Below are 12707 nucleotides of genomic sequence, written 5' to 3' on the forward strand. Positions count from 1 at the left end.
GTTAAACGCCTGTAATTGTGTTTAAGCATTTGAACAACAACGGGAGCCGTAGGGCTCCCGTTATTTAATGCCATTTTACAGATACCCCGACAGGGGCAATGTTTCAATCCGCCTTGGTGGCATCAGGGTGATTCTTGCCTTCCTCGATAAAATCTTCATCAATCTCATCCGTGGTTTCGGCACTGTCGCGGCCGGAAAGAATATTCCAGCAGGCGATGAACAGGGCGGCGATCAACGGGCCGATGACGAAACCATTGATACCGTAAATCTCCATACCGCCCAGGGTTGAAATCAGGATCAGGTAATCCGGCATCTTGGTGTCTTTACCCACCAGCAGCGGGCGAAGGATGTTGTCGACCAAACCGATGATCACCACGAAGAAGCCCACCAGGAACAGGCCTTTCCACAACATACCGGTGGCGAAGAAATAGATGGCAGCGGGTACCCAGATAATGGCGGAGCCCACTGCGGGGATGATGGACAGGAACGCCATCAACGCAGCCCACAGCAGGCTGCCTTCGATACCGGTGATGTAAAACGCCAGGCCGCCGAGTGCACCTTGCACTGCGGCAACCACTACCGTGCCTTTCACCGTCGCGCGGGAAACCGCGGCGAATTTCACAAACAGATGATGTTTAACGTGCTCGGATAATGGCAGCGCCTGCAGCGTCAGGTTAACCAGATAAGGGCCGTCCTTCAGCAGGAAGAACAGCAGATAGAGCATTACGCCAAAACCCACGGCAAAGTTGAAGGTGCCTTTACCGATCAGGAACACGCTACCGGCAAGATATTGCCCACCTTGCAGCGCCACCTGTGAAAGTTTCTTTTGTATTTCTGCCGCGTTGTCGAGGTTGTGCTCGGTAAGGAAATGGCGTGCCCAGCCAGGCAGCACCCGCAGGGTATCGGCCAGAACCACCGGGAATTGCGCGTTATTACCCTGTAATTTGGTGTAGACCACGTTAAGCTCAATCGCCAATGAAGACGCAATAATCGCCAGGGGAGTAAATACGATCAGACAGATCACTGCGACCGTCAAAAGCGACACCAGGCCGTTTCGTTCGCCCAAATACTGCTTAAGTTTTTGTTTCACCGGGTGGAAAATCACCGCCAGGATGATCGCCCACAGAACGGACGAATAATAGGGACCCAATACGTCCAGAAAAGCAGCGGTAACTATGAAAAGGATCAGAATAAAGAATCCCTTTGAAATACCCTTAGACATCATACCCGTCCCTCTGATGATAGATTTCTCCGCCAATGTCGGTATTGAATGACATTGACACTTCTTGAAGATTAAACCCTATCATCACAAACGCGTAACAGGTAGTGGATTTTATAGATGAACGATTAATGAAACTTATTAGTCATCATCTATTCAGTGGGGGTATTTGAGTGGGAGATGCGGGCTTGTTACAACAAAATCCCCCAGCCTGACTAACCCGTCACCCTTTGCGGATGAACGTCGGGTTAACAACAGACCAGGGGCGTTGGGGGCTATCGCTGGCCCGAGTTTCGTTCTTTGTTGCGCAGGGTCGTGACACTTTCACCGCCTACGCCCCAGTTATCGGTAGCGACTTCGTCAATCACTACCGAGGTGGCGTATCGTGGCTTGTTCAGCACGCGCTCCAGCAACTCGGTGACGCCTTCAATCAATTGGCGCTTCTGCTCGGCGGTGACGCCTTCATCGGTGACTTTAATATTGACATAGGGCATGTGCAGGTTCTCCTTAATTACCAGACGCCGGCGGTAGTGCCGCCGTCTACGGCAACGACGGTGCCGGTGACAAAGCTTGAGTCAGTCAGGTACAGCACCGCGTCGACAATATCCTGCGGCTGACCGATGCGTTGGGTCGGGGCCATCTGTTTCATAAACGCCAGGCTTTGTTCATCCGGGTTGCTCATGGTCAGTGGAGTGGCAATGATGCCGGGAGCAACGGCGTTGACCATCACATTATGCGGTGCCAGTTCCAGCGCCAGCCCGCGGGTGGCCTGGTTCAACCCGCCTTTGACCATAATCGGCAGCAGGGCCGGGACTTTGCTGATGGGCTGCATGGCGATGGCGGCAGTGATGGTGACGATGTGGCCAGTGCCATTGGGCACCATGTGACGGGCAGCGGCCTGTGAGGGATAGAAGAAACCTTTCAGATTGGTCGCCAGCATCGCGTCGACATCTTCCTCCGAATACTCTGCCACCGGTTTGGACATGAAGATCCCCGCGTTATTGATCAGAATATCGACCTGACCAAAGTTTTCTTCTGCCTGTTCGAACAGGCGGGTCGCGGTTTCCGGCAGGGCGATATCACCGGGAACCAGCAGCAGGTTCTCAGGATTACCGAGTTGGTTGGCCGCTGCCTGCAAACGTTCCAGTGAGCGTGCGTTGCCCACGACATTGTAGCCACGCGCCAGGTAAGCCCGCGCAATAGCGAAGCCCAATCCGCTGGATGCGCCGGTAACAATTACTGTTTTTACTCTGTCCATTATCCGCTCTCTGCATAGTCATTATTTGCGTGGCTGAAACGATAATTCTTATAGATGAAGAGAAAAATGGGGTCAGAGTCATTTGATTTTATACATGGTGTAATGAGTCACGACGGGCTGGCTAGATTTTGGGTTTGGCTACCAGCGCCAACGCCAGCGCACTTCCCAGTACCGCAGCGGCTAACACCAGAACGGAAGGTGCGGTCCAACCGGCATAGGCCACCAGCGTGCTCAAGAGGATCGGGCCGATCACCTGGCCAAGATAAATGCCCTGCATCACCAGGCCCAGACTCAGCGGGATCAAAGTGGGCTCGGGTGCCGCCGCTGGGGTGGCAGCCAGAATAGTGGCGGGCAGCATGCCGCCGATAGCGCTAAATAGCAGACACAGTGGGACCAGCATGGAATTCGGTGTGGCCGAAAGGAATACGCTGGCTCCGGCAAGCCCCATCAGCGTGCTGGCAATGGCGAGCAGGATACGGGCTCGCAGACCACGCGACAGCAATACACCGGCGAAGAGATTACCGAGAATATTGACCGCAATCACTGCCGCACTGACACCTCCGGCGGCGGCCAGCGTCAGCCCGATCCGCTGCATCAGGAATATCGGCAGAAAGGCCATCACGGCAAAAAATTGCAGGTTATAGGTGGTAAAGATCAGGGCCAACAGCAGCGGCTGTCGGGCGCGAATGATACTGAGCAGCGCCTGACGCAGCCTGAGTGTTGTCGCGGTTGCGGAGGTTATCACACTGCGCTGAGTGGTGAATGGCAGCAGCAGAGCCGCCAGCAACGTCAGAATGCCACCGGCGATCCAACTCTGTTGCCAACCGGCGAAGTGCGGACCGAAGAACAGGGATATGGCCATGCCTGCCGGCATGAAAGTGCTCCAGATACTGAATACCAGATTACGTTGCTGCGGCGCCACCAACCGGGTCAGCACGGTCGGTGCGGCAACCACCACAATGACAAAGCCGATCCCTTCGATAACGCGAGTGGCGATCAGCCCGGTGAAGTCGTGCTGAGTCGCTCCAGCAAAGCTGGCTAGGCTGACGATCCCCAGGCCCAGACTCAACAAGCGTCGGTCGCCCCAGCGGCGCACCAACTGTCCGGCGGCGATGCCACCGAACACGCCGATAAACGGAAAGGCGGAAATAACCCAGCTCAGCGACTCCAGCGAACGGCCAAACTCGCGCTGCAGTTCCGGCAGGGCAATGGTCGCTTTGCCCACGTGCAGCGCAACGGCAATGCCGGCGAACACTACATTGGTGATCGCCAGCCATTGAGTTGTGGGGGAAGGGACTGAATCCACGGCGTCGAGCTTGGTCGCAGTCATGGTTTTCTCCTGGAAGATAAAAATCAGACTATGCGTTATGCCGAAATTATCGACAGTTCAATTATTGCTCTATTTGTCGACAGAACCACACATTTCGAGCCTTATTGCTGAGGCCTATTCGTTAATTATCCCCCTTAAGCAAGAGTTATATATTTCTCTCTGTTGCATGCTGATATCATTGTAAGGCTTTAATTAATCTGGAATTAAAATGAAAAAAATATTATTAGCAGCGACATTATTTACTCTTGTTGGTTGTGCCAGACCTTATGGTCCGGCAGATGAAGTTTTGAGCAAAAAATATGCTGAAAAAAAAGAAAACGTGGTGCAGAGCAAAATTACTGTCACCAGAAACAAGCAGTTTATTGGTGGTGGGAGCGGGGGAACTTGCCGGTTTGTGGTCGCGGTAGATGAGACTAATATTGCACTTTTGCGACAAAATCAATTTGCCGTGGCTTACCTGGATAAAGGTCCGCATAAGTTGAAAGTGAGCAATGATTGCAACGTGTTGTCTATGGGAATGAGAAAAACGTTGGATATCGTGGCTGATGGTACAGATCAGGAATATGTCACGGAAAATGGTTTTTGGGGTCAGTACCGGATGTGGCAAGTGAAGTAATTCACTCGCGAGAATGTTGGAGAGAGGTTATACAATCTCTCTCTACTCTGAATATTAAATAATAGTTATATTGCTAATCAGGACAAGAATTAGCCTTGGCATTGTCCATTAGCTCGCCAGTAACTTCTAGCTTAAGCCACTGACAAAAAAATTCTCGGTTTACCGCTAAACCCTGTCTGTCGTATTACGCTATTAACGCGCCCGATCACACAAAAACGGCAGCCTGATTTCTATGGGCGGCTGGGACATGATAGTTTTTATCAAAATCATGAGGAAGACGATTATGGCAGGCAAGAAAACCACCCTGGCCGCCATTGCCAGAGAGGCACATGTTGGTATCGCTACGGTTGATCGGGTAATAAACCAGCGCGCAACAGTACGGCCGGAAACGGCACGCAGGGTCATTGCGGCGGCGCACAAATTAGGCTTCGCACTAGAGAAATCGCATCAACTGTTTGAGACGATGGGCCAACCAGCCGCACGGATTAAAATGGGCTTTATCCTGCTGCGCAAGGAACATTCGTTCTACGCACAATTGGCGGATAGCCTGCTGGAACAGGCCGCACCCTATTACGACGCTGAGCACCCGCCACAGTTCATGTTTCATGATATCAGCGCGGTCAGCGACACCGCTGCCGCCATCACACGGTTAAGCCAAAGTGTGGATGTGATCGGCGTGCTGGCGCTGGATAACCCGATGATCCGTTTTGCGGTGGAAGAGGCTAGCAGGCAGGGGGTAAAGGTATTCACGTTGCTGTCGGATTTATCGGTACACAGCCGTGCCGGTTATATCGGCTGGGATAACCAGCAGGCAGGTCGTACCGCCGGCTGGGCGGTGGAGCGCTTGTGCCATCGGCAGGGCGATGTCGGGGTCATTATCGGCGATAACCGTTTTCTGTGTCAGGAAACCTGCGAAATCAGCTTTCGATCTTACCTGCGCGAACACCTGAGTGGTCAGCGGGTGCTTGAGCCGGTACGCAGTCATGAACGGGCCGAAAGCGCAAGACAAGTCACTCAAACCTTGCTGGAGCAGCATCCCAATCTGGTGGCTCTGTATGCACCCTGCGGGGGTGTGGAAGGGATTATTGCTGCGCTGCGGGAAAGCGGCAGGCAGCATCAGGTGATGCTGATTTGCCATGGCCCGGTTGCAGGCGGCGAAATGGCGCTGATCGACGGTACGCTGGATCTGATGCTCAGGCATCGAATTGCCGAGTTTGCGGCGTCAGTCATCAGCACTTTTGTCGCCGCCACCGTTAGCGGCTCCTCCGGTTTTAGTCACACCATTAACCGCTTTGATCTGATCACCAAAGAAAACCTCTGATAGTCGGCTCCCTCTGGTGGAGCCGTTTTTCATTATAAATCTCCCAATCTCCCAGGCGCTTCGGCCCGTCTGGTTTTGATAAAAAACTATCATTTAAACTATCAAAATTAACGCGATTAACGCGATCGCCATCAAAAAATGAAAGTTTCATCGTTGCCGGTTTCGAAACGTTTATTTAATACTGAGGTCACTTCGACTTCGACCCGGAATAAAAATGATGAGTTTGCCGATTGCCAATGCGCCCTGTAGTTGGGGTGTGGATGACCCTAAAAACCCGCATCTTCCGCCTTACAGCAAAGTGCTGCAGGAGGCGAACGCTGCCGGCTATCGCAGCATCGAGCTGGGGCCCTGGGGCTATCTGCCCACCGATGCCGATATCCTGAGCGCCGAATTACAGCGGCACGGACTGTCGCTGGTGGCCGGCACCATTTTCGACGATCTGGTCAGCGAACAAAACTTTAGCTATCTCCTTGAACTGACACATAACATTTGCCGAAATTTGTCACAGACTGCCAGGGCGCAGTCTATAAATACCGGTAATTTCTCACCGCCATATCTGGTGATTATTGATTTCGGTAATCCTCAGCGTGCCAAATTTGCCGGGCAGTCGTTACTGGCACCGCGACTTACCCAGGCGGACTGGCAGCGGATGATCGGCCATATCATGACGCTTGGCAAAATTGCCTGGCAGGAATATGGCGTGCGGCCGGTAGTGCATCCGCATGCCGGTGGTTGTATCGAATTCGCCGATGAAATTGAGCAACTGGTCGAGCAAATTCCTCACCAAATCGCCGGGCTGTGCCTGGACACCGGGCATTTGTATTACTCAGGCATGGACCCGGCCACCTGGATTGACCGCTATTTTGCGCGCATCGATTACCTGCACTTCAAGGATGTTAACCCGCAGGTATTCCACCAGGTGCTGGCGAGTGGGCTGGATTTCTTCACTGCCTGCGCGCAGGGAGTGATGTGTCCATTGGGCAAGGGGGCGATCGATTACCCGGCGGTGCGGGAATTATTAATGACGCGGGGTTATCAGGGTTGGATCACCATTGAGCAGGAGCGCGACCCACGTCATGCGCAGGGCAGCCTGAGTGATGTAACGGAAAGCCTCAACTATTTACGAACCCTCGGTTTTTAATCAGGAGAAACGTGATGATCAACGGCATTAAACCTTTGGAACGATCCTTGCGCTGGGGGATGGTTGGCGGCGGCGGAACCAGTCAGATTGGTTATATTCATCGTTCTGCGGCACTGCGCGATGGCACTTTCTCCCTGTTGGCCGGGGCGTTTGATATTGACGCGCAGCGAGGGCGTCTTTTTGGACAGAGCCTGGGGATCGCAGCGGAGCGCTGTTATCCGGATTACGCTACGTTATTTCGCGAAGAGGCTGCCAGAGTGGATGGCATCGAGGCGGTTTCCATTGCCACCCCCAATAATACCCACTTTGCCATCTGCCAGGCGGCACTGGCCGCTGGCCTGCATGTCGTGTGCGAGAAACCGCTGTGTTTCACCGTTGAAGAAGCGCAGGCGCTGGTCGAACTGAGCCAAAAACAGCATAAAATTATCGGGGTTACCTACGGCTACGCCGGACACCAGTTGATCCTTCAGGCCCGGCAGATGATCGCCGACGGCCTGCTGGGTGAGATCCGCATTATCAACATGCAATTTGCGCACGGGTTCCATGCGGCGGCGGTGGAGCTGGATAACCCCAGCACCCGCTGGCGGGTGGATCCCCGTTTTGTCGGCCCCAGCTACGTATTGGGTGATTTGGCTACCCATCCTTTGTTCCTGGCGGAAACCATGGTGCCGCAGCTAAAGGTCAAACGCCTGATGTGCAGCCGCCAGAGTTTTGTCAAAACGCGGGCGCCGCTGGAGGACAATGCCTATGTGCTGATGGAGTATGACAATGGTGCCGTTGGCTCCCTGTGGTGCTCTGCGGTTAACAGTGGTTCGATGCACGGGCAGAAGGTTCGAGTTGTCGGTGAGAAGGCCAGCCTGGAGTGGTGGGACGAGCAGCCGAACCAACTGCGATTTGAGGTGCAGGGCGAACCGGTACGCATTCTGGAACGCGGTATGTCCTATCTGGATCCTATAGCCCTGGCGGACGATCGGATTGGTGGTGGTCATTCGGAGGGGTTATTTGAAGCCTGGTCAAATCTGTACCGACGCTTTGCCCTGGCGATGGATGCTGCCGATCGGCGGGATCGGGATTTTCTGGCCGATTTTTGGTACCCCGACGTTGCTGCCGGGACGATGGGGGTGCGTTGGGTCGAAAACTGTGTGCGCTCCGCCGATGCCGGTGCCAGCTGGGTGGAGTTTCGTTAAGGCCCCGTATCGGGGCCTTAACAGGCATTAATCACCGGAATTGCAGATAGGCGACCTGTGTTTGCAGATAATCCTCCAATCCGTGGCGGCCATCGGCGCCGCCAATACCGGACTTACGCCAACCGGCATGGAAACCCTGCATCGCTTCAAAGCTTTCACGGTTGACGTAGGTTTCGCCGAACTTTAATTGTTTGATCGCCATCATCGCCACGTTGAGGTCACGGGTGAAAACAGACGAAGTGAGGCCATATTCGCTGTCGTTAGCCATAGCGATCGCCTGCTCAAAACTGTCGAAGCAACAGACCGGCAGCACCGGGCCGAAAATTTCCTGATGCATGATCTCCATCTCTTGCTGCACGTCGCAGAGCAGGGTGGGTGGGAAAAAGTACCCGCTGCGGGCCTCGCGCTTGCCGCCCATCACCAACGTTGCGCCCTGGCTGACCGCCCGCGTCACTTTATCTTCCACTCGTTGAACCGCCTCGGCGCTGATCAATGGCCCCATATCCAGCCCGGCTTGTTGGTCAGGGTTGCCAAAGGTGACCTGACGGAAAGCCTCGGTCAGCCTGGCAATAAACTGCGGATAAATCTCCCGCTGTACGTAAACGCGTTCGGTGCAGTTACACACCTGCCCACTGTTGATGATGCGTGAGCTGACGATGGCTTTGACCGCCAGGTCGAGATCGGCGTCGGCCATCACAATTGCCGGGGCCTTGCCGCCCAACTCCAGCGACACCTTGGTGACGTTGTCTGCCGCAGCGTGCAGCGTGGCGATACCGGCCCCGACGCTGCCGGTCAGGCTGACCATGCCCACCTTCGGGTTAGCCACCAGTGCCTGACCCAGCTCCGGCCCGTAGCCGGTCACCAGGTTAAACACGCCCGGTGGCAGGCCAATCTGATCCGCGATTTCGGCAAACAGCAACGCATTGCCCGGCGTCAGTTCACTGGGTTTGATCACGATGGTATTGCCGGTCACCAACGCCGGGGCGGCCTTACGCGCAATCAGGAAGAACGGGAAGTTCCACGGCAGGATGCCAACCACCACGCCGATGGCTTTTTTGAACAGGAAGATGTTTTCATTCGGCCGGTCGCTTTGGATAATCTCCCCCTCATAGCGGCGCGCCCACTCGGCCATATAGTCGAGGTAGTCGGCAGTAAACAGCACTTCCACCTTGGCCAATTCAGGTGTTTTACCGCCTTCGGTGACGATCAACTTCGTCAGCTCCGGCTCTCTGTAGCGTATGCCTTCGGCCAGTCGATGTAGCCACCGGCCACGTTCAACCGCAGGTAGCGCTTCCCAGCCTGGCTGTGCGGCTTCGGCAGCATCAATGGCCAGCCTGGCCTCGTCTGCACCACCTTGCGGGATTTGCATGATCGCTTGCTCGGTGGCCGGGTTGATGACATCAATCCAGCGCCCAGTATTGTGGGCAATAAATTCACCGTTTATATACATCCGTTTTTGGTTCTGGGTCATCGCAGGGCTCCACAGGAATATTATTAACGCCTTGTTATGGTAATGACCTTCCTGTGTTAAAAACCTTTGCCTCACTGCCAGCCTCGTCGTCAGAATGGCAGCCAGAGCAGGCTCCTCAGGCCAATGCCTGCCACCCGTGCAGCCTTGCAATGAATTTGTGATCCCGGTCAGTGATACCTCTGGTTTTTTGCCAGCTTCCGTCAGAACTGGCAGTCAGGCTAAGGTTGCGCGCCGGACAATATTCATAGACTCCTTCACGCCTGTTTTTTGTCCTCATCACAAGCAACGAAGGAATCAAAAACAATGAATAATGCTGTCATGTTGGGAATTCTGTGGCATCTGGTGGGCGCCGCCAGCGCCGCCTGTTTTTATGCCCCATTTAAAAAAGTGCGCCGCTGGTCATGGGAAACCATGTGGTCGATCGGTGGCCTGATGTCGTGGTTAATCCTGCCCTGGGCGGTGAGCTACGTGCTGCTGCCGGATTTCTGGCGCTATTACAGTTCTTTTGACCTGTCTACCCTGCTACCGGTGTTCCTGTTTGGTGCCATGTGGGGCATTGGTAACGTCAACTACGGCCTGACCATGCGCTATCTGGGCATGTCGATGGGAATTGGCATCGCCATTGGCATCACGCTGGTGGTGGGCACCCTGATGACCCCGCTGTTACAGGGGCGCTTTGTGGCGTTGTTCAGTTCCGCCGGGGGGCAGTTGACGCTGCTTGGGGTGGCGATTGCCTTGCTCGGTGTGGTGATAGTTTCGTGGGCCGGGGTGCTGAAAGAACGGGCGATGGGCATTCGCGCTGAAGAGTTCAACCTGCGTAAAGGGCTGCTGTTGGCGGTGATGTGCGGCATCTTCTCCGCCGGTATGTCGTTTGCCATGGACGCCGCCAAACCGATGCATCAGGCCGCAGCGGATTTGGGGATCGATCCGCTGTATGTGGCGCTGCCGAGCTACGTGGTGATCATGGGGGGCGGGGCATTGGTTAACCTGGCCTACTGTTTTATCCGTCTGGCGGTCAAGACGGATCTGTCGGTCAAGGCCGATTTCTCGCTGGCCAAATCGCTGCTGGTGGCCAACGTACTGTTCTCGTTACTCGGCGGTACCATGTGGTATCTGCAATTCTTCTTCTATGCCTGGGGCCACGCCAACATTCCCGAGCAGTATGACTTTATCAGTTGGATGCTGCACATGAGCTTCTATGTGCTGTGCGGCGGTCTGGTCGGGCTGTTGCTCAGAGAGTGGAAAAATGCCGGCCGTCGCCCGGTCAGCGTATTGTGCATCGGCTGTTTGACGATCATTGTGGCTGCCAATGTTGTCGGTTTGGGCATGGCGGGCTGATCAGCGTTTTACCCCGGCGGCAGGGCGCTCGGCGTGTTTAAAGCGCTGGCGCCAGGCGCTGGGGGTGATGCCGGTTTCCCGAGTGAACACCACAGAAAAATAGTTGCTGTCCTCAAAGCCACAGCGGGCGGCCACTTCACCGATCAGTTCATCACTGCCGCGTAGCAGAGATTTGGCCCGGCAGAGTTGCAACTGGCGCAGGTAGTGGCTGATGGTCATGCCGGTCTGCTGGCGAAACAGCTGCTTAAGGCTGCGTTCTGCCAGTTGATGGCGTTGGCAGAAAGCTTCCAGTTCAAAACGTGCGCCGCTGTCACTCTGAACGGCGGCCATCAGCAAATCCAGCTGTTCGCCTTCCGGCAGTTGGTCGTCCTGGCCGACGGCATAACGATGGCGACGCAGGATCAGCACCAGTTGCAGAAATAGCGCCTCGGTGAGCTGGATCGACAGCAGGTCGGTTTTACGGCTTTCGAGCGCCAACTGCTGGATCACACTGCGTGCCAGTGCCATACCCCGGGTGGTCAGACGCCAGTGAGATTGGTGCTGAGCGTTGTCCGGTGGCAGCAGTTCCACCCAGCCGATCGCCAGTCGGAAACGTTCCGGGCAGTAGAGTATATTGTCCAGCACCAGGTCGTTGACCGACTCATAGCTGTGGCAGTCAGGGGCGCGGATATAAAACATATCCCCGCAGGTCACCCGCCAGGGCTGATCGTTCAGGACATGCATGCCGTTGCCGCGCCAGACAATCACGATCTCACTGAACTCATGAATGTGCGGCGGAAATGTCGATTGGGGGGCACGATCGGCTACCGCCACCGGCATCAGTGCCGACGGCAGATAATCCTCTTTGGCCAACAGAAGGGGGCTTTTCACCATGGCACCTCAGGTTAAGAAATCGTTCTGCCGTAGAGTACGGGGGGAATAGCCGAACTCGCGTTTGAAAAGCGTGGAAAAGTGATTACTGTCACCAAATCCGCATTGGTAGGCGATATCGGTGATGCGCGTTTCATCCTGCCGCAGCATTTGCCGTGCCTGCAACAGCCGCAGCCGGTTGAGGTAACGCTGCGGCGTGTTGCCGGTCTGCTTTTTCATCTGGCGATGCAGGGTGCGCAAGGGCAGAGAAAAACGATCGGCCAACTCATCCCATTTGATCTCATCACTGTAGTTTTCCGCCAGCCAGTCCAATAGCCGCCGCAGACGGCCTTCCTGATCGTCAATCGAGGCTGTGATACCGCCCTGTCGTAGCAGCACCAGCAATTGCATAAACAGCAACTCCTGCTGTGCCAAATGTTCCAGGCTGAAGGTCGCAGGGGTCTGCTCCAGCCGCTGAATAATGACTTGTACCTGTGTCAGCAGCTTATTGTTGATGCGCCAGTGCGGCTGCGATTGTTCATTGCCCGCCTGCGGCAGCAACTGTTCCAATCCGGCAAGAAAACGGAAGGCGTTGGGGCCGCGGTACAGTACGTTGGTCAGATGGAGATTTTCGGTTTGCTCGTAAAGATGCCGATCGTAATCGCGGATAAAACATACGCAGCCGCTGCATAGCCTTTGTGGCCGGCCGTTCAGCACGTGGGTACCGGCGCCCTGTTCCACAATCACAATTTCGTGAAAATCATGATGATGTTCAGGAAAACTCGACTGCGGCTCCCGGGGTTCAATAGCGACCGGATAGGGGCTTGAAGCGAAAAAATCACTGCCGTGCAGGATAGCCATCTTTCGATCTCCGTTAACCAATTTGTAACAGATACTAAAGGAGGCGTCGGGTGGTCGCCTTTAATTTGCAACGCCAAAAGCCGTCATGTGACGTTCATTTATCAAGAATGGCGCGG

Annotated in this window: 12 protein-coding genes; 5 read left to right on the forward strand and 7 right to left on the reverse strand. The window is 54.9% G+C overall.

The window, feature by feature from the left end; all coding sequences use genetic code 11:
* Nucleotides 1-103 precede the first annotated feature (103 nt).
* From M2406_RS04365 to M2406_RS04380, 4 genes are all read right to left on the reverse strand, one after another.
* Complete coding sequence (locus tag M2406_RS04365) at nt 104-1225, reverse strand: AI-2E family transporter (RefSeq protein ID WP_012006472.1); 1122 nt, start codon at nt 1223-1225, stop codon at nt 104-106.
* A 269-nt stretch (nt 1226-1494) separates the two neighbouring features.
* Entirely contained in the window at nt 1495-1713 is a 219-nt protein-coding gene (locus M2406_RS04370) for a 4-oxalocrotonate tautomerase family protein (RefSeq protein ID WP_112363766.1), read from the reverse strand.
* A gap of 17 nt (nt 1714-1730) precedes the next feature.
* Nucleotides 1731-2477 carry an SDR family NAD(P)-dependent oxidoreductase gene (locus M2406_RS04375; RefSeq protein WP_218216299.1) on the reverse strand — a complete coding sequence of 249 codons (747 nt, stop codon included), beginning with the start codon at nt 2475-2477 and terminating at the stop codon, nt 1731-1733.
* A 121-nt stretch (nt 2478-2598) separates the two neighbouring features.
* Nucleotides 2599-3807, reverse strand: a complete 1209-nt coding sequence (locus M2406_RS04380) for a CynX/NimT family MFS transporter (protein ID WP_259188876.1) — start codon at nt 3805-3807, stop codon at nt 2599-2601.
* 208 nt (nt 3808-4015) lie between these two features.
* Between M2406_RS04380 and M2406_RS04385 the strand changes: the two genes are divergently transcribed.
* The 4 genes from M2406_RS04385 to M2406_RS04400 all read left to right on the forward strand — a co-directional run bounded on the left by M2406_RS04385 (nt 4016) and on the right by M2406_RS04400 (nt 8072).
* Entirely contained in the window at nt 4016-4423 is a 408-nt protein-coding gene (locus tag M2406_RS04385) for a hypothetical protein (RefSeq protein ID WP_165366387.1), read from the forward strand.
* 283 nt (nt 4424-4706) lie between these two features.
* Nucleotides 4707-5744, forward strand: coding sequence for a LacI family DNA-binding transcriptional regulator (locus M2406_RS04390; protein WP_259188879.1), 1038 nt, complete (start codon nt 4707-4709; stop codon nt 5742-5744).
* 217 nt (nt 5745-5961) lie between these two features.
* Entirely contained in the window at nt 5962-6885 is a 924-nt protein-coding gene (locus tag M2406_RS04395) for a sugar phosphate isomerase/epimerase (protein WP_259189934.1), read from the forward strand.
* A 14-nt stretch (nt 6886-6899) separates the two neighbouring features.
* Complete coding sequence (locus M2406_RS04400) at nt 6900-8072, forward strand: Gfo/Idh/MocA family protein (RefSeq protein WP_259188880.1); 1173 nt, start codon at nt 6900-6902, stop codon at nt 8070-8072.
* A 31-nt stretch (nt 8073-8103) separates the two neighbouring features.
* On the opposite strand, the gene aldA is transcribed toward M2406_RS04400, so the two are convergent.
* On the reverse strand, nt 8104-9543 hold the full coding sequence (gene aldA, locus M2406_RS04405) for an aldehyde dehydrogenase (protein ID WP_259188881.1): 1440 nt from the start codon (nt 9541-9543) through the stop codon (nt 8104-8106).
* A gap of 303 nt (nt 9544-9846) precedes the next feature.
* Between aldA and rhaT the strand changes: the two genes are divergently transcribed.
* Entirely contained in the window at nt 9847-10881 is a 1035-nt protein-coding gene (gene rhaT / locus M2406_RS04410) for an L-rhamnose/proton symporter RhaT (protein WP_115184839.1), read from the forward strand.
* Here the strand turns inward: rhaT and rhaR are convergent, their stop codons facing one another.
* Together rhaR and rhaS are read right to left on the reverse strand one after the other, a co-directional pair.
* Nucleotides 10882-11751 carry an HTH-type transcriptional activator RhaR gene (gene rhaR, locus M2406_RS04415; RefSeq protein WP_259188890.1) on the reverse strand — a complete coding sequence of 290 codons (870 nt, stop codon included), beginning with the start codon at nt 11749-11751 and terminating at the stop codon, nt 10882-10884.
* Between the two features lie 9 nt (nt 11752-11760).
* Nucleotides 11761-12591, reverse strand: a complete 831-nt coding sequence (rhaS, locus tag M2406_RS04420) for an HTH-type transcriptional activator RhaS (protein ID WP_259188893.1) — start codon at nt 12589-12591, stop codon at nt 11761-11763.
* Nucleotides 12592-12707 lie beyond the last annotated feature (116 nt).

Source organism: Serratia sp. BIGb0163 (assembly GCF_024809935.1).
GTDB classification, from domain to species: domain Bacteria; phylum Pseudomonadota; class Gammaproteobacteria; order Enterobacterales; family Enterobacteriaceae; genus Serratia; species Serratia quinivorans.